This window comes from Streptomyces sp. NPDC107521 (genome assembly GCF_055598485.1).
Genome location: NZ_JBVKAT010000003.1, coordinates 57,778 through 75,128 on the forward strand (window position 1 = coordinate 57,778; position 17,351 = coordinate 75,128).

At 77.0% G+C, this 17,351-nt stretch carries 12 protein-coding genes; 11 read left to right on the forward strand and 1 reads right to left on the reverse strand.

What is annotated here, in order from left to right; translation table 11 throughout:
• Positions 1-126 precede the first annotated feature (126 nt).
• From ACZ7LB_RS06350 to ACZ7LB_RS06400, 11 genes are all read left to right on the forward strand, one after another.
• On the forward strand, positions 127-663 hold the full coding sequence (locus tag ACZ7LB_RS06350) for an HNH endonuclease (protein WP_471465662.1): 537 nt from the start codon (positions 127-129) through the stop codon (positions 661-663).
• A 604-nt stretch (positions 664-1,267) separates the two neighbouring features.
• Complete coding sequence (locus ACZ7LB_RS06355) at positions 1,268-2,479, forward strand: ROK family transcriptional regulator (RefSeq protein WP_471465663.1); 1,212 nt, start codon at positions 1,268-1,270, stop codon at positions 2,477-2,479.
• Between the two features lie 73 nt (positions 2,480-2,552).
• The gene (locus tag ACZ7LB_RS06360; RefSeq protein WP_471465664.1) at positions 2,553-3,818 is read left to right on the forward strand and encodes a 6-phospho-beta-glucosidase; all 1,266 of its coding nucleotides are present in this window, start codon (positions 2,553-2,555) and stop codon (positions 3,816-3,818) included.
• Positions 3,815-4,780 carry an N-acetylglucosamine kinase gene (locus ACZ7LB_RS06365; protein WP_471466049.1) on the forward strand — a complete coding sequence of 322 codons (966 nt, stop codon included), beginning with the start codon at positions 3,815-3,817 and terminating at the stop codon, positions 4,778-4,780. Before ACZ7LB_RS06360 ends, ACZ7LB_RS06365 begins: the two co-directional genes overlap by 4 nt.
• A gap of 261 nt (positions 4,781-5,041) precedes the next feature.
• Complete coding sequence (locus ACZ7LB_RS06370; protein ID WP_471465665.1) at positions 5,042-6,424, forward strand: hypothetical protein; 1,383 nt, start codon at positions 5,042-5,044, stop codon at positions 6,422-6,424.
• A gap of 58 nt (positions 6,425-6,482) precedes the next feature.
• The gene (locus ACZ7LB_RS06375; RefSeq protein ID WP_471465666.1) at positions 6,483-7,529 is read left to right on the forward strand and encodes a glutamate ABC transporter substrate-binding protein; all 1,047 of its coding nucleotides are present in this window, start codon (positions 6,483-6,485) and stop codon (positions 7,527-7,529) included.
• Between the two features lie 232 nt (positions 7,530-7,761).
• A complete protein-coding gene (locus ACZ7LB_RS06380; protein WP_471465667.1) occupies positions 7,762-9,159 on the forward strand; it encodes a hypothetical protein in 1,398 nt (465 codons plus the stop codon).
• Between the two features lie 28 nt (positions 9,160-9,187).
• A complete protein-coding gene (locus ACZ7LB_RS06385; protein WP_471465668.1) occupies positions 9,188-11,797 on the forward strand; it encodes a serine/threonine-protein kinase in 2,610 nt (869 codons plus the stop codon).
• A gap of 3 nt (positions 11,798-11,800) precedes the next feature.
• Positions 11,801-13,261, forward strand: coding sequence for a PP2C family serine/threonine-protein phosphatase (locus ACZ7LB_RS06390; RefSeq protein WP_471465669.1), 1,461 nt, complete (start codon positions 11,801-11,803; stop codon positions 13,259-13,261).
• Between the two features lie 113 nt (positions 13,262-13,374).
• Positions 13,375-14,721, forward strand: a complete 1,347-nt coding sequence (locus ACZ7LB_RS06395; protein ID WP_471465670.1) for a vWA domain-containing protein — start codon at positions 13,375-13,377, stop codon at positions 14,719-14,721.
• Positions 14,722-14,786: 65 nt separating this feature from the next.
• Positions 14,787-16,199: an FHA domain-containing protein gene (locus ACZ7LB_RS06400; protein ID WP_471465671.1), complete on the forward strand. Its 1,413-nt coding sequence runs from the start codon at positions 14,787-14,789 to the stop codon at positions 16,197-16,199.
• 90 nt (positions 16,200-16,289) lie between these two features.
• On the opposite strand, the gene ACZ7LB_RS06405 is transcribed toward ACZ7LB_RS06400, so the two are convergent.
• Positions 16,290-17,291, reverse strand: a complete 1,002-nt coding sequence (locus ACZ7LB_RS06405) for a methyltransferase domain-containing protein (protein WP_471465672.1) — start codon at positions 17,289-17,291, stop codon at positions 16,290-16,292.
• Positions 17,292-17,351: the final 60 nt, after the last annotated feature.

Consider the following 17,351-nt stretch of genomic DNA (forward strand, 5'->3'; position numbering starts at 1 on the left):
CGTGTGGCCGAGAACACTTCCGGCCCGTTACCGGCACATGGTGGCGCTCCTGCCAGGCATGAGGGGAGACTGACTACGGATCGTCCCGGCGCGAGCCACGCGCCGCCGGCGTACAAGGAGGCATCCGTGCCGCATGTCCTGGTGCTCAACGCGTCGTACGAGCCACTCGGCGTCGTACCGCTCCGCCGCGCGCTCGTCCTCGTCCTGGAGAACAAGGCCGTGTGCCTGGAGGAGTCCGGCGCCCATCTGCACAGCGCGACCCTCACCGTGCCCGCCCCCAGCGTGGTCCGGCTCAAGCGTTTCGTGCGGGTGCCCTACCGGGGGCCCGTCCCGCTCACCCGGCGGGCGCTGTTCGCCCGCGACGGGGGCCGGTGCATGTACTGCGGCGCCATCGCCACCAGCGTCGACCACGTGATCCCGCGCAGCCGCGGGGGGCAGCACGCCTGGGAGAACGTGGTGGCGTCGTGCCGCCGCTGCAACCACGTCAAGGCCGACCGGCACCTGGTCGAGCTCGGCTGGCGGCTGCGCCACCAGCCCGCCCCGCCCACCGGTCTGGCCTGGCGCATCATCGGCACCGGCCACCGCGACCCGTGCTGGCTCCCCTACCTCCAGCCCTACGGCGCCGACGACGCGCTGGCCCGGATCGACGGCATCTCGGCCTGACCACGGGTCCCGCCGGCCCGCCCGGCCCCCGGCGCCCCGCCCCCGGCGGCCCGCCGGCCCGCCCGTCCGGGGCCCACGCGCCCGCCCTTCCCCGGGCCCACCCCGCCCCGTCCGCGGGCCCACGACCGTGGCGGCACACGGCCCGCACGCCGCCCCTACGGGGCCCACGCCCGTGGGGCCACGCCCCGTCCCGGGGCCCACGGCAGGGGCGGCGGGGGCCCACTCCCGTCGCGGGGCACCCCGGAGGGACACGGCGGACGGCACGGCACGGCACGGCGTCCGGGACCGGTGACGGGCCTCCGGGCCCGTCGGCGTCCACGGCCCGGCCCCCTCTCCCCCGCCGCCCGCACGGGGCTCCTCCCCGGGCCCACCGCACTCCCCCGCGTACGCCCGCTTCCTCCCGCACTCCACCGCCCCCCTCCACCGCGCTCCCCCTCACCCGCCGGGCCCGCCGCTCCCACGGGGCTCCGCCGAGTCCGCACGCCCCGCCGTCCCTCTCCCGCAGCCGGTCTTGACGGCTCCCCGGAGGCCGCCCTACCGTTCCGCCGAGGGACAGGAAAGTTTCCTAACAGTGCTCCACCGGCGCGGAGGGGAAGCGGTGCGGATGGCGGCTGTCACCGGGGGGCCCGGCACCCCGCGCGTGCTGCGGGCCATGAACGACCGCGCCGCCCTGGAGCTGCTCCTGGAGCACGGGCCCCTCTCCCGCACCCGGATCGGCCGGCTCACCGGGCTGTCCAAGCCGACCGCCTCCCAGCTGCTCGCCCGGCTGGAGGCCGCCGGGCTGGTGCTCGCCGGGGGCACCACCGAGGGCGGCCCCGGCCCCGGCGCCCGGCTCTACGAGGTCAACCCGGCCGCCGCCCACGCCGCCGCGCTGGACGTCACCCCCGGCCGCGTCCGCGCCGCCGTCGCCGACCTCACCGGCCGCACCGTCGGCCACCACGAGCTGTCCGTCCCCGGCCGCCTGCCCGGCGCCTCCGTCGTCCGGCAGGTCACCGAGGCCCTCGACGGCGCCGTCGAAGCCGCCGGGATCACCCCGGACGCCGTGCGCCGCCTGGTCATCGCCACCCCCGGTGCCTTCGACCCGAACACCGGGCGGCTGCGCTACGCCGACCACCTCCCCGGCTGGCACTCCCCCGCCCTCCTCGGCGAACTCACCGCCGCCCTGCCGATGCCGGTCGGGTACGAGAACGACGTGAACCTCGCCGCCCTGGCCGAACAGCGGCTCGGCGCCGCCCGCGGCCACGGCGACTTCGTCCTGCTGTGGAACCAGGAGGGCCTGGGCGCCGCCCTGGTGCTCGGCGGGCGGCTGCACCGCGGCTGGACCGGCGGCGCCGGGGAGATCGGATTCCTGCCGGTGCCCGGCACCCCCCTGGCGCGCGGCGTCGGGCGGACCGGCAGTGGTGGCTTCCAGGAGCTGGCCGGGGCCCAGGTCATCCCGCACCTGGCCCGCGAGTGCGGCCTCCCGCCCGTGCCCGACGGCCCCTACCCGGAGACCGCCGCCGCGCTGATCGCCCGCGCCGCCCGCACCGCCGACGCCCCGCACCTGCGGCTGCTGCGGGCCTACGCCACCCGTCTGGCCACCGGTCTGGCCTCGCTCGTCTCGGTCCTCGACCCCGAACTGGTGGTGCTCAGCGGCACCGTGCTGACCGCCGGGGGCGAGACGCTGCGCGCCCTGGTCGAGGACGAGATGGCCGAACTGGCCGCCGCCCAGCCCCGGCTGGCCGTCGCCACCGTCACCGGACACCCCGTCCTGCGCGGCGCGCTGGAGAGCGCGCTGGCCGCCACCCGCGACGAGGTCTTCGACACCTCCCGCTGACCCCCGCACCCCCACCGACCGAAGGCCGCCCGCACGGGCACCGCACCGACTGGAGCAAAGGGCTGATGACCGGATGAAACTCACCGTGGTAGGCGGCGGTTCGACCTACACCCCCGAACTCGTCGACGGATTCGCCCGGCTGCGGGACACACTGCCGGTGGAGGAGCTGGTGCTGGCCGACCCGGCCGCCGACCGGCTGGAGCTGGTCGGCGGGCTCGCCCGGCGGATCTTCGCCAAGCAGGGCCACCCGGGCCGCGTCGTCACCACCTCCGACCTGGACGCGGCCGTGGACGGCGCCGACGCGGTCCTGCTGCAACTGCGCGTCGGCGGCCAGGCCGCCAGGCAGCAGGACGAGACCTGGCCCCTGGAGTGCGGCTGCGTCGGCCAGGAGACCACCGGCGCGGGCGGCCTGGCCAAGGCGCTGCGCACGGTGCCGGTGGTGCTGGACATCGCCGAGCGGGTGCGCCGGACCAACCCGGACGCCTGGATCATCGACTTCACCAACCCCGTCGGCATCGTCACCCGCGCCCTCCTGGGGGCCGGGCACCGCGCGGTCGGGCTGTGCAACGTGGCGATCGGGCTCCAGCGCAAGTTCGCCGCGCTGCTCGGCACCGAGCCCTCGGCGGTGCACCTGGACCACGTCGGCCTGAACCACCTCACCTGGGAGACCGCCGTCCGCCTCGGCGGCCCCGGAGGCGAGGACGTGCTGCCCCGGCTGCTCGCCGAGCACGGCGACGCCGTCGCGGACGACCTGCGGCTGCCCCGCCCGCTGCTGGAGCGCCTCGGCGTCGTCCCCTCCTACTACCTGCGCTACTACTACTCGCACGACGAGGTCGTGGACGAGCTGCGCACCAAGCCGTCCCGGGCCGCCGAGGTGGCCGCGATGGAGCGCGAGCTGCTGGAGATGTACGGGGACCCGGCCCTGGACGAGAAGCCCGCGCTGCTGGCCAAGCGCGGCGGCGCCTTCTACTCGGAGGCGGCCGTGGACCTCGCGGCGGCCCTGCTGGGCGGCGGCGGATCGCCGTACCAGGTGGTGAACACGTACAACCGGGGCACGCTGCCCTTCCTGCCCGACGACGCGGTGGTCGAGGTGCAGGCGGCGGTGGGCGCCGAGGGCGCGGCCCCGCTGCCGGTGCCGCACGTGGACCCGCTGTACGCGGGGCTGATGGCGAACGTGACGGCCTACGAGGACCTGGCCCTGGACGCGGCCCTGCGCGGCGGGCGGGACCGGGTGTTCCGGGCCCTCCTCGCCCACCCGCTGATCGGCCAGTACGCCTACGCCGAGCGGCTCACCGACGAGCTGATCGCGCACAACCGGGAGCACCTGCCGTGGGCGTGAGCACGAGCTTCCTCGCCGTCGACGCGGGCAACAGCAAGACCGACGTGGCGGTCGTGACGGGCGACGGCACCGTCCTCGCCACCGCCCGGGGCGGCGGGTTCCAGCCCCCGTCCATGGGCGTCGGGCCCGCCGTGGACGTCCTCGGGGAGGCGGTGGAGCGCGCCTTCGCGACGGCGGGCGTCACCCGGGTCGGCCATGTCTCGGCGTGCCTGGCCAACGCGGACCTGCCGGTGGAGGAGGCCGGACTGGCCACCGCCCTGCACGCGCGCGGCTGGGGCGACTCGGTGGACGTGCGCAACGACACCTTCGCCGTGCTGCGGGCCGGCGTGACCGAACCGCGCGGCGTCGCCGTCGTCTGCGGGGCGGGCATCAACTGCGCCGGAATGCGCCCCGACGGCCGCACCGCCCGGTTCCCGGCCATCGGCCGCATCTCCGGGGACTGGGGCGGCGGCTGGGGCCTGGTCGAGGACGCGCTGCACCACGCGGCGCGCGCCGAGGACGGCCGCGGGGAGCCCACCTCCCTGGCCCGCGACCTGCCCGGCCACTTCGGGCTGCCCTCCATGTACGCCCTGATCGAGGCGCTGCACCTGGGCCGGGTGGAGAGCGCGCGGCGGCACGAGCTGGCCCCGGTGCTGTTCGCCGCGGCGGCGGACGGCGACCGGATCGCCGGGGGGCTCGTGGACCGGCAGGCGGACGAGGTGGTCGCCATGGCCGTGGTCGCGCTGACCCGGCTGGAGCTGCTGGGCGAGGAGACGCCGGTGCTGCTCGGCGGCAGCGTCCTGGCCGCCCGGCACCCCCGGCTGGACGGCCGGATCAGGGAGCGGCTGGCGGAGCGCGCGCCCCTGGCCGTGCCCCGGGTGGTGGCCTCCCCGCCGGTCCTGGGCGCGGTGCTGCTGGGGCTCGACCGGGTGGGCGCGGACGCCGGGGCGCAGGAGCGGGCGCGGGCGTACTTCGGGAGCTGACGCGCCCCTGAGAAGCGCTCCGGGCACGCCCCCGACGGGAACCGGGGAACCGAACCGGTTCCCGTCACGTATTCATGGGCAGGGGTGGTGCGTGACGCCCCGTAAGCCCCATGATCGGGTCACGGCCCGGTCCGCGGGCCGGCGAGGGCGGCGACGGGTACGGCGACGGACGACCACGGGGGAGGTCAGGCAGTGAATCGACCGCCGAGGAGCAGCGCGGCGACGGCACCGGCCGCCGCGGGTCCGTCCCGTCCGCCCGCCGTGCCCCGCCAGTCGGCGTCCGCGCGGCGCCCCGGGGGGCCTCCCCCCGCGCCGCATCCGCCCCGGCCTCGGCGCACGGCGTTCGCCGAGGGCCTGGACCGGCTGCGGGCGGCGGCGGTCACCGAGCCCGGCCGGCTGCGCATCATCGGCGCCCTGCTGGCCGTCCTGGTGGTCGCCTTCGGCTCCGTGACGGCCTGGCAGACGAGCACCCGGGCGGCCGCCGCCGACGACGTGCTGACCCGCAGCCAGCCGCTCACCTCGGACGCCGCCGACATCTACCGCTCCCTCGCCGACGCCAACACGGCCGCGTCCAGCGGCTTCCTGGCGGGCGGTCAGGAGACCCGGCAGTCCAGGGACCGCTACGAGAAGGGCATCCGCACCGCCGCGACCAAACTGGTGCGGGCCGCCGCCAACTCCGACCCCGACTCGGCCTCCGCGGCGACGGTGGCGAAGCTCAACCGGCTGCTGCCGGAGTACAAGGGCCTGGTCGAGCGGGCCCGCACCTACAACCGGCAGGGCTTCCCGGTCGGCGGCGCCTATCTGCGCTACGCCAACGAGAAGATGCAGCGGGAGATGCTCCCGGCCGCCGAGGACCTGTACAACACGGAGAACCAGCGGCTGCGGGACGACTACGCCGACGCGCGCCCCTACCCGTGGGCGGCCATCGGCCTCGGGGTGCTCGCCCTGGCCGTGCTGGCCTGGGCGCAGCACCGCTCCTACCGGCGCACCAACCGGGTCCTGAACCGGGGCCTGGTCGCCGCGAGCGCCGCCACCGCGGCCGTCCTGGTCTGGCTGGCCGTCGGGCACACGGTCGCCGTCACCCAGCTCAGCGACTCCCGCGCCCACGGCGTCCGCTCCCTGGACGCGCTGCACGAGGCCCGGATCGCCTCGCTCAAGGCCCGGGGCAACGAGAACCTCACCCTGGTGGCGCGCGGCGCGGAGACCACGAAGGTGAACGGCGAGACGTACGACGCCTACGACTTCGACTTCGGGACGAACATGGGGGACCTCGGCAGGAGTCTGGCCGAGGCCCGGCGGCTCGCCGACGACGCGGCGGGCGGGCGGCCGGTCGCGGCGGCCGAGGCCGACATGACGCGGTGGCGCGAGCGCCACATCGCCGCCCGTGAGCAGGACGAGAACGGCAACTACCAGCAGGCACTCGATCTGGTGATCGGCGGCAAGGGCTCCACCGCCGAGTACTTCGACGCCGTGGACGCCGCGCTCGCCGAGGCCCTGGCCCATGAGGAGGGGCAGTTCCGGCAGGCCGCGCGGGCCGGACGGGACGCGATGACGGGGCTTCCGCAGGGCGCGGGCGCGCTCGCCCTCCTGGGCGCGGCCGGGGCCGTGCTGGGCATCGGCCGGCGCCTCTCGGAGTACCGGTGAGCGGCATCATGGCGGCGTGGGCCGGTGGGAAGGGGAACCCGTGGAAGGGGGCGTGAGGATGGGAGCACGACGGCTCCGGGCCGGGTTGAGGGGCTGGGGCGGAGTGGGAGCGATGGCGGTCGCCTGCGCCCTCGCGGTCGTCTTCGCGCTGCTGCTGCCCCTGGTCCGCTCGCACGGGGAGGCGGTCCGGGGAACCGGCGCCGTCCAGGGCGTCGCCCGCGGCAGCCAGGCCCGGGTCGCCCCGGACTGCGCGGCGCCCGAGCGGCAGACCCTGGAGCCCTCCGGTGCCGACGGCCCCACCATCGAGGCGATCAAGAGCCGCAAGGGCGAGAAGCGCAAGCTCGTCGTCGGTGTCGACCAGAACAGCTACCGGTGGGGCTACCGCGACCCGAACAGCGGCGGCGCCGCCCGGCTGGAGGGCTTCGACATCGACCTGGTGCACCGGATAGCGCAGGACATCCTCGGGGACCGCGACGCCGTGCAGTTCAAGGCGATCCCCACCGACCAGCGCATACCGGCGATCCAGAACGGCCGGGTCGACATGGTGGTCCGCACCATGACGATCAACTGCGAGCGGATGGCCGATGTCGCCTTCTCCGCCCCGTACTTCAGGACCGGGCAGCAGATCCTCGCGCCCAAGTCCTCCCCGATCACCGGGTACGACGCCTCCCTCGCGGGCAGGCGGATCTGCTCGGCGGACGGTTCCACCGCCTTCAGCACGCTGGAGCGGGACCGGGCCGAGGGCCGGCTGGTCCGCTCCGCCGATCTGAGCACCACGGTGCCCAACCAGCTCGACTGCCTGGTGCGGCTCCAGCTCGGCGAGGTCGACGCGGTGGTCACCGACGGCGCCCTGGCCGCCAGCCAGGCCGCGCAGGACCCGACGGTCCAGCTCAAGGGCGACGCCTTCACCACCGAGTACTACGGCGTGGCGATGCGCAAGGACGCCGACGACCTGGTGCGCCGGGTCAACCGGGTGCTGGTGGAGTGGCGGGCCGACCGGGAGCGGGGCTGGCAGCACTCCTACGACACCTGGCTGAAGGCGACCCTGGGCGCCGACTCCGCCAAGTCGGCTCCGCCGCGACCGCGTTATCTGCGCCGGGCCTGACGGACGGCCGCCCCCGGGGCCCGCCCCGGACGGCACGGTCCCGCAGGCCGCGGGGGCGCCCACCGCCCCGCACCTCCCCCGTACCGAAGGCCCCGCCCCACGGCCGGCCCGCCGGCCTCCCCCACGAAGAGACCCCACGGACGGACCCCCACGGACAGACCACCCCCACACGGACACAGCCAACGCAGCCGTACACGTCGCGGACCGGATCCGCAGCAGCGAGAGGTGATCGATGGGCGACGCGGGACCCGCCGGGCCGGTGATGGACCGGGACGAGGTGGACCGTGCGCTGGCGCGGCTCGGCGCGGAGCACGAGGCGGTCGAGACCTCGCTGTTCGCGCTCCAGGACCACGCGGGCCGCAGGCTCCTGGAGGGCGCCGGGCTGACCGGTGTCACCGCCGGGCGCTGGGCCGCCGCCGAGGCGTCGATCACCCTGCTGTGGACCTACTTCGACGCGTACACCCGGGCCCTGCGCACCGCCCGGGGCATCCGCGCCCGGCGCCGCTGGTCCAGCCGCGAGGACCTGGCGGAGCTGACCGAACTGCTGCGCGGCGAGGCCGTCATGGTCCCCGGCGCCGCCACCGCCGCCGCGGGCGCCCCGGCGGGCGGCGGGGGGCGGCTCAGCGAGCGGTACTCGCTGGAGACGCTGGTGGACCGCATGAACCGGCTCTACGCCGCCGCCCTGGACCTGGTGGTCGCCGCCGACGCGGTCTGGTCGGCGCTGCCCGCCCGGATCGACCTGCTCGCCGCCGAGCTGCGCCGCACCCTGGGCCTCGCCCACTCGGTCGGGGTGCGCCCGGGCGAGCACCCGGCCGGTGACGACCTGGAGCGGATCACCCGCACCCTGGCCCGGCTGCGCGAGCGGGTGGTGTCGGATCCGCTGGCCTACTGGGTTCCCGCCGAGGGGAGTTCGGCGCCCGGCGGGGGCCGCCCCGACACCACGGTCTACGACCGGGAGGCGCGCGCCCTGGAGGAGGTGCGCCGGGAGATCGACGCCGTGCTCGCGGTCCGCCGGGACGCCGAGCAGCGCATCCTGCGGCTGCGGGACGTGCTCTCCCGGGCCGACCGCACCCTGGCCGAGGCGCGCACCGCCCGGGGCGAGGTGCTGGCGAAGATCGCCGCGACCGAGGTGCCCGTGGTCAGCGGCCCCCCGACGGCGCTGCAGGAGCAGGTCGCGACGGCCGCGGAGTACCGCAGGCACGCCCAGTGGCACCGGCTGTCCCCGCTCCTGGAGTCCCTGGAGGGCCGGGCGGAGGACGAACTGCTGCGCGCCCGCGAGTCGCTGACGGCGGTCACCGCGCCGCTGGCGGTCCGCGCGGAGCTGCGCGGGCGGCTGGACGCGTACCGGGCGAAGATGTCCCGGCTCGGCTTCGCCGAGGACCCGGAGCTGGTCGAGACCTACGAGCGGGCCCGGCGCATGCTGTGGAGCGCGCCCTGCGACCTGCGCGTCGCCGAGCAGGCGGTGCTGCGCTACCAGCGGGTGGCGGCCGAGGCTCTCGCCGCGGAGCCCCGGGTACCCGGACCGGCCGCGGAACCCCGGGTGCCCGGCCCCGCCGCCGCCCCCGGGGAGCGGGCCGCGGCGGACCGCACGCACCGCACCGACCGCGACCGGACGGGGCCGGGCGCATGAGCGGCTACGGGGACACCGGGGAGGCGTCATGAGCCAGGAGCGGAGCGCGTGCCAGCGTCCCGACTGCGACGGCACGTACGAGGACATGGGCGGCGGCGAGCTGTACTGCGGCACCTGCGGGCTGGCGCCCGTGGTGTCGGCCGGCGGCACGGTCGGCGCCGCCCCCACCGGGGTCACGGCCCGCCGGGGGCCGGGCGGCTCCGTGTCCGGCGGCTCCCCCGGCCCGGGGAGCGGCGGCACGGGCGGGCGCGGTGCGCGCTCCTCGTCCCAGTCCTCGCGCTCCCGCCGCTCGGTGTCCGGGCGGCTGTCGTCAGCCCTGTCGGGGCGGGCCACCAACCGCTCGGTGTCGGTGCGCAGTACCGGCACCGGGAACGGGGCGGGCTCCAGCGGCCGGCTCGGCGCCGGGCTGGTCGAGGTCCCGCCCATCCCCCGGCCCGACCCGCGCGCCATGGTCCTGGAGCGGCCCGAGGTGCCCGAGCGCAAGCGGTTCTGCTCCCGGTCGGACTGCGGGGCGCCGGTCGGGCGGGCGCGCGGCGAGCGGCCCGGGCGCACGGAGGGCTTCTGCACCAAGTGCGGCCATCCGTACTCCTTCGTGCCGAAGCTCGCCGCCGGGGACGTGGTGCACGGCCAGTACGAGGTGGTGGGCTGCCTCGCGCACGGCGGGCTCGGCTGGATCTACCTCGCCATCGACCGGCCGGTCGCCGACCGCTGGGTGGTCCTCAAGGGCCTGCTGGACACCGGCGACCACGACGCGATGGCGGCGGCCATCAACGAGCGGCGCTTCCTCGCGGAGATCGAGCACGCCAACATCGTGCGGATCTACAACTTCGTCGAGCACCTCGACCAGCGCACCGGCTCCCTCGACGGGTACATCGTCATGGAGTACGTGGGCGGCAAGGCGCTCAAGGAGATCGCCAACGAGCGGCGCGCCCCGGACGGCCGCCGCGATCCGCTGCCGGTGGAGCAGGCGTGCGCCTACGGCATCGAGGCGCTGGAGGCCCTCGGCCACCTGCACAGCCGCAACCTGCTCTACTGCGACTTCAAGGTCGACAACGCGATCCAGACCGAGGACCAGCTCAAGCTGATCGACATGGGCGCGGTGCGCCGCGCGGACGACGAGGAGTCGGCCATCTACGGCACCGTGGGCTACCAGGCGCCGGAGGTCGCGGAGGCCGGTCCGTCGGTGGCGTCCGACCTGTACACGGTGGGGCGCACGCTGGCCGTGCTGACCTTCGACTTCCAGGGCTACACCACGGTGCACGCCGACTCGCTGCCGGACCCCGACACCGTGGAGGTCTTCCGGCGGCACGAGTCCTTCTACCGGCTGCTGGCGCGGGCCACCGACCCCGATCCGCAGCGCCGGTTCGGCTCCGCGCGGGAGATGGCGGAGCAGTTGACGGGGGTGCTGCGGGAGATCGTCTCGGTGCGGACGGGACGGGCCAGACCGGCGCTGTCCACGCTGTTCGGACCGGAGACCCGGGTGACGGACACCGAACTGTTCCCCCTGCTGGACGGGGAGGTGTCGGTGCTGGGCGCCCGGCCCGTCCGGCGCCGGGGGCGCGCCGCCGCCGCGCTCCCCCCGGGCGCGGCCCGGCCCGCCCTGCCGCCCGGCGCCGCGGGCACCGCCACCGGCGGCACGGCGGGCACCGCCGGCCGCCCGGGTCCCGCGGGCGCCGCGGCCCCCGGCGGGGCGCTGGTCCGGGCCGCCGACGTGCCCGCCGCCGCGCTGGCCCTGCCGGTGCCCCGGGTCGACCCGGCCGACCCCAACGCCGGTTTCCTGGCGGGCCTGTCGGCCTCCGCGCCCGGCGAGCTCCTGACCGCCCTGGCCGCGGCCCCGGCGCCGTCGGCCGAGACCCGGCTGAGGGAGGTCCGGGCCCGGCTGGAACAGGGCGACACGCCCGGGGCCCTCGCGACGCTGGGGGCGCTGGAGGACGAACGGCCCGAGGACTGGCGGGTGGTCTGGTACCGCGGCCTGGCGGCGCTGGTGACGGGTGGTCACGAGGACGCCGCGCTGGCCTTCGACGCCCTGTACGACGCCTTCCCCGGCGAGATCGCGCCGAAGCTGGCGCTCGGCCTGTGCGCCGAGGTGCTGGGCCAGCTCGACAACGCCGCCGAGTACTACCGCCTGGTGTGGTCGGCCGACCCGAGCCATGTGAGCGCCGCCTTCGGGCTCGCCCGGGTGCTGCTGGCCGGTGGCGACCGGCCCGGCGCCGTACGGACGTTGGACTCGGTGCCGGAGTCCTCGGTGCACTGCACGGCGGCCCGGGTGGCGGCCGTGCGGGCGCGGCTGCGGCGCCGGGCGGCGGACCCGGGGGACACGGCGTTCCTGGACGATCTGACCGCCTCCGCGCGGCAGGTCGAGGCGCTGGAGGGATACGGTCTGGACCCGGCGCGCCGCGAGCAGTTGTCCGTCGAGGTCCTCGGCTGCGCGCTGGACTGGGTACTCTCCGGGGGCCGGGGTTCCGTCCCTCCCGCCGCCGGAGGACGGACGCTGCTGGGCAGCGGCCTCGACGAACGGGGCCTGCGCTTCGGCCTGGAGCGCTCGTACCGCATGCTGGCCCGGCTGGCGCGGGGCGGCGAGGAAAGGATCGACCTGGTGGAACGTGCCAACCGTTACCGCCCCCGGACGTGGGTGTAGTTGATGTCGCAGAAGCCCCAGCAGGCCGCAGTGCCGACGTGCCCGAGCTGCGCGGAACCCCTGGAGCCGGGGGACCGCTTCTGCGGTGCGTGCGGACACGAGCTGTCCGCCGTGACCGCGCGGTCCCCCGACGGCCCGGACCGCGTCCCGGACGGCCCGGCGCCGGTCTCGGCGTCCCCCGATGGTGTGGACTGGCCGACGGCCCGGGACTCGGACGGCTCCGGCCGTCCGCTGCCCGCGCACTCGCCGTCCGACATGGCGGGCACGGACTCGGGCGGCTCCCCGCTGCACCCGTCCCCGCCCGTGCCGCCGCCGCCACCGTCCGCGCCCGCCGTGCCGCCGCCCCCTCCCCCGCCGCCGGCCGCCCCGCCGGTCCCCGCGCCGGGCACGGGGACCGGGGTGCGGTTCGACCGGCCGTCGGAGCCCGACGAGTACCCGCTCCAGGCGCCCGACCCGCGCCTGCCCGCCGGCCCGGTGCCACCGCCCGCGGCCCCGCCCGCCCCGGCGGCCGCCCCCGCCCCGCCCCCGGCGGCCGCACCGGCGCCCGGCGCCGTCGTCTGCGTGGCCTGCCGCACCGGCCGGGTGGACGGCGACGGCTACTGCGAGAACTGCGGCCACGCCCAGCCCCGCGAACGCGACCACATGGAACAGGAGTGCGGGCCCGCCGCCGCCGTCAGCGACCGGGGGCTGCGCCACCACCGCAACGAGGACGCCTTCTGCGTGGGCCGCACCGCGCTGCCCGACGGCAGCCCCGCGACCCTGGCCGTGGTCTGCGACGGGGTGTCCTCCGCGACCCGCCCCGACGACGCCTCCCTCGCCGCCTCCCGGGCCGCCGGGGACGCGCTGCTCGCGGCCCTGCCCCGGGGCACCCACCCGCAGCAGGCCATGCACGACGCGATCATCGCCGCCTCGCACGCCGTCAACGCGCTGGCCGACGAGCCCGCCACCGCCCGCGAGCAGGGGCCGCACCAGAACGCCCCCGCCTGCACCCTGGTCGGCGCGGTGGTCACCGCCGGTCTGCTGATCGTCGGCTGGGTCGGGGACAGCCGCGTCTACTGGGTGCCGGAGGACCGCAGCGGTCCGGCGGCCCGGCTCACCGAGGACGACTCGTGGGCCGCGCAGATGGTCGCCGCGGGCCTGATGAACGAGGCCGAGGCCTACGCCGACGAGCGGGCCCACGCCATCACGGGCTGGCTCGGCGCGGACGCCTACGAACTGGAGCCGCACACCGCCTCGTTCAAGCCCGACCGCCCCGGAGTGGTCGTGGTCTGCACCGACGGCCTCTGGAACTACGCCGAATCCGCCGAGGAGATGGCCGCCGCCGTCCCGTCCGACGCCGCCGCGCACCCGCTGCACGGCGCCCGGGTCCTGGTCGGCCACGCCCTCGACGGCGGGGGCCACGACAACGTAACAGTGGCCCTCGTACCGTTCCCGGGCCCGCCGCAGGGGGCAGGATCGGCCTGAGACCGCGCCGTGGAGGGACGCGCGCGGTGCGGCCTCGCGGGCCGCAGGGGGCGGCCCGCGCCAGCAGCCAGTGCCCCACCACCGTGGGGCCGCAGAGGGGGAAGCGATCCGGCATGGCCAATTTCGCGAAGTCGAACGTGCCGCGGTTCTCGGTGGACGTGTACCAGAACGAGTTCCTGCCCGAGGGCGGCCACGAGGTCAACGCCATCGTCACGGTGACGGCGACCGGCGGCGGCACGGTCGGGACCGCCGTCGCCGCGCCCGACCGGTACCCGCCGGGCACGGGGCCGTCCGCGGCGGTGGTGCTCATGGTCGACTGCTCGGGCTCGATGGACTACCCGCCCGCCAAGATGCGCAACGCCCGCGAGGCGACGGCCGCCGCCGTCGACACCCTGCGCGACGGCGTGCACTTCGCGGTGGTCGGCGGCACGCACACGGCCCGGGAGGTCTACCCGGGCAACGGGCGGCTGGCCGTCGCGGACGCCACCACCCGGGACCGGGCCAAGCAGGCGCTGCGGCGGCTGAGCGCGGGCGGCGGCACGGCCATCGGCACCTGGCTGCGGCTGGCCGAGCGGCTGCTGTCCTCGGCCGACGTCACCATCCGGCACGGCATCCTGCTCACCGACGGCCGCAACGAGCACGAGTCGCCCGAGGAGCTCCGGGCGGCGCTCGACGCCTGCGCCGGGCGCTTCACCTGCGACGCCCGCGGGGTGGGCACCGACTGGGAGGTGAAGGAGGTCACCGCCATCGCCTCCGCCCTGCTCGGCACCGCCGACATCGTCGCCGACCCGGCCCGGCTGGCGGGGGACTTCACGGGGATGATGGAGGAGGCCATGGGCAAGGAGGTCGCGGACGTCGCCCTGCGCCTCTGGACCCCGCAGGGCACCACCGTGCGGTTCGTCAAACAGGTCGCGCCCACCGTCGAGGACCTCACCGGCCGCCGCTCCGAGGCCGGACCGCGGGCCGGGGACTACCCCACCGGCTCCTGGGGCGACGAGTCCCGCGACTACCACGTCTGCGTCGAGGTGCCGCCCGCCGCCCTGGGCCGGGAGATGCTGGCCGCCCGGATCTCCCTGGTCGTCCCGGAGTCCGGCGCCGCCGCCGGGGAACCGGGCGCGCAGGGCCTCGTACGGGCCGTGTGGACCGCCGACACCACGGCCTCGACCTCGATCAACCCGCAGGTCGCGCACTACACCGGGCAGGCCGAGCTGGCCCGGGTCATCCAGCAGGGGCTGGATCTGCGCAAAGCGGGAGACATGGAGGGAGCCACGGCCAAACTGGGGCGGGCGGTCCAGCTCGCCGGGGCCTCGGGGAACGCGGACACCGCGAAACTGCTTGCGAAGGTGGTGGACGTGGTCGACGCCGCGGAAGGTACTGTGCGACTGAAAGCGAAGGTCGAGGAGGCGGACGAGATGACTCTCGAAACCCGGTCCACCAAGACCGTGCGCGTCAAGAAGTGACAGCGAAGACCACAGCGACCAGCTCCGCGAGGAGCGACTAGCCCGCAAGAGGGGGAAGCTCCGACATGCCGACCTGCCCGAACGGACACCAGTCGGGTTCCGACGACTGGTGCGAGGTCTGCGGTCACCGCATGGCCGGTGCCGTCCCACCCCCGCCCCCGCCCCCGCCGCCCCCGGGCGGCGGCTACGGCTTCCCGCCACCGGGCGCCCCCGGCGGCCCCGGGGGCGGCCACGGCGCTCCGGGAGGCGGCCACGGGGTTCCCGGGGGGCACCCCGGCGCCGGACCGCAGCTCTGTCCGCAGTGCCGCACGCCCCGGGAGGGCGGGGCGCCGTTCTGCGAGGAGTGCCGGTGGAACTTCCTCACCAACACCGCCACGTCGTACACCCCGGCGGCACCGCGCCCGCCGGCGCCCGATCTGCGGGGTCCCGGGGGGCCGGGTGCCCCGCGCTTCCCGCAGCCGCCGGGCGGCCCGTCGTACGGCGGCGGTGACGGCTACGACTACCAGGGCTCGCGCCCCTCGCAGGTGAACCGGCCCGCCGAGCCGATCGGTCCGGGGCCCTTCGGCCCGGGCGGTCCGGGTGGCCCCGGCGTCCCGGGAGGACCCGGCGGCCACGGTGGTCCCGGCGCCCCGGGCGGCCACGGTGGTCCCGGCGCTCCGGGGGGCCACGGAGGCCATGGCGGCCCGCCGCCCCCGCCCGGCTTCGGCGCCGACCCGTCGCGGTCCGTGCCGCCCGGGCCCGGCGGCCACGGTGCTCCCGGCGGCCCCGGCGGCCCTCCCGGCCACGGCGGACCGCAGGGTCCCGGCGGCCACGGCGGCGCCCCGCACGCGTACCAGGCCGGTCCCCCCGCCCCGCCCGCCTTCCCGCAGGAGACCGGCCGTCCGCAGCCCGGCGGCCCCGGCTTCGGCGGGGACGACGACTGGGTCCTCTCCCCGCCGTCCTCCGGCGGCCACGGCGGTCCCCCGCAGGGCGGTGGCTACGGCTACCCCCAGCCCGGAGCCACCCAGGCCCCGCCGCCCCCGCCCGGCCACGGCGGTCACGGCTACCCGGACCCCCAGGCACAGCGGCAGCCGGTGACCTGGTCGGCGACCATCGGTCCGGACCGCGAGTACTTCATGGCGATGATGCAGCGCTCCGGCCCCGAGGCCGCGGGCCTGAACCTGCCCGCGTACTCGCCCGAGCAGCAGCGCACACTGGCCGGTGACCAGATCACCATCGGCCGCCGCCGCCACTCCACCGGTGACACCCCCGACATCGACCTCTCGGTGCCGCCGGAGGACCCGGGCGTCTCGCACCAGCACGCGATGCTGGTGCAGCAGCCGAACGGGAGCTGGGCGGTCGTCGACCAGAACTCGACGAACGGCACCACGGTCAACGGCTCCGACGAGCCGATCCAGCCCTTCGTCCCGGTGCCGCTCCAGGACGGCGACCGGGTGCACGTCGGCGCCTGGACGACCATCACCATCCACCGCAGCTGAGACCGGCGCCCCGCCGGGGTCCCCGGCCCTCGGTCACGCCCCCCTGCGGGCACGGCCCGGCACGGGCGGGCCCGGCACAGGCGGGCGGCGTCAGGGCAGCGGCCAGGTGTCCGGGCCGTCGGGGTCGTCCAGCCAGGCGCGGGCGCGGCCGTCGTCCACCGTGACGCCGAAGCGCTCGCGCGGCGGGGCCCCCTCGCGCCGCCACAGCGCGTACGCCTCGCCCGGTTCCAGCCCGCCCCGGCTCAGCGCCAGCAGGAAACGGAACCGGTCGTCCACCCGGACCGTACTCGGCACCCCGCCCGGCACCGGCTCCGGCGCCGGGGAGCCGCCCGCGCCCCGCAGCGGCACGAAGTACGCCGGGGTGGGCAGGAAGCGCCCCTCGGCGCGGCCGGCGCCGTGGACGGTGAGCGCCAGCAGGCCGGTGGCGAACGGGGTGAGGACGCGACCGCCGGGGCGGCACTGCGCGAGCCAGGCGGGCGGCACCCCGGACAGGGCGCAGGTCGCGATGATCCGGTCGTAGGGGCCGCGCCCGGGCACGCCCAGCGCTCCGTCGCCGGTGACGACGGCCGGGCGGTGACCGGCGGCGGCCAGGTGCCGCCGGGCCGACTCGGTGATCTCCGGATCCAGGTCGACGGTGGTGACCAGGTCGTCGTCGCCCAGCCGGTGGGCGAGCAGGGCGGCGTTGTAGCCGGTCCCGGCGCCGATCTCCAGGACCCGGTCGCCGTCCCGGACCTCCAGCGCCACCAGCATCATCGCCATCAGGGACGGCTGGCTGCTGGAGGAGAGCAGTTCGCCGTCGCGCAGCCGGGTGGCCAGCGGGGCGTCGGCGTAGACACCGCTCAGCCAGCGCGCCCGGACCGCCGGGTCGGGGTCCTCGCACCAGAGGCGCTCCTGTCCGCCCGCGTAGTAGTACGGCACGAACAGATGGCGGGGGACGGCCAGGAACGCCTCCCGCCACACCGGGTCGGCGTCCCAGGCCCCGCTCAGCCCGATCTCGCGCACCAGCGCCGCCCGCGCGGACGCCGCGGCCTCCGCGGGAACGGGGCCGGGGGGCCCGCCGTCCCGTCCGTCGCCGTCGTCGTGTCCGCCCATGCCTCCACTGTGCTGCGGACCGGGCTCCGGGGCGAACGGCGCCCGTCCGGCCGGGCGGTC

Coding starts and splice junctions, on each gene's coding strand:
- ACZ7LB_RS06375 (WP_471465666.1), top strand. CDS start 6,483: ATGGGAGCACGACGGCTCCGGGCCGGGTTGAGGGGCTGGGGCGGAGTG.
- ACZ7LB_RS06395 (WP_471465670.1), top strand. CDS start 13,375: ATGGCCAATTTCGCGAAGTCGAACGTGCCGCGGTTCTCGGTGGACGTG.
- ACZ7LB_RS06380 (WP_471465667.1), top strand. CDS start 7,762: ATGGGCGACGCGGGACCCGCCGGGCCGGTGATGGACCGGGACGAGGTG.
- ACZ7LB_RS06390 (WP_471465669.1), top strand. CDS start 11,801: ATGTCGCAGAAGCCCCAGCAGGCCGCAGTGCCGACGTGCCCGAGCTGC.
- ACZ7LB_RS06405 (WP_471465672.1), bottom strand. CDS start 17,291: ATGGGCGGACACGACGACGGCGACGGACGGGACGGCGGGCCCCCCGGC.
- ACZ7LB_RS06360 (WP_471465664.1), top strand. CDS start 2,553: ATGAAACTCACCGTGGTAGGCGGCGGTTCGACCTACACCCCCGAACTC.
- ACZ7LB_RS06385 (WP_471465668.1), top strand. CDS start 9,188: ATGAGCCAGGAGCGGAGCGCGTGCCAGCGTCCCGACTGCGACGGCACG.
- ACZ7LB_RS06400 (WP_471465671.1), top strand. CDS start 14,787: ATGCCGACCTGCCCGAACGGACACCAGTCGGGTTCCGACGACTGGTGC.
- ACZ7LB_RS06355 (WP_471465663.1), top strand. CDS start 1,268: ATGGCGGCTGTCACCGGGGGGCCCGGCACCCCGCGCGTGCTGCGGGCC.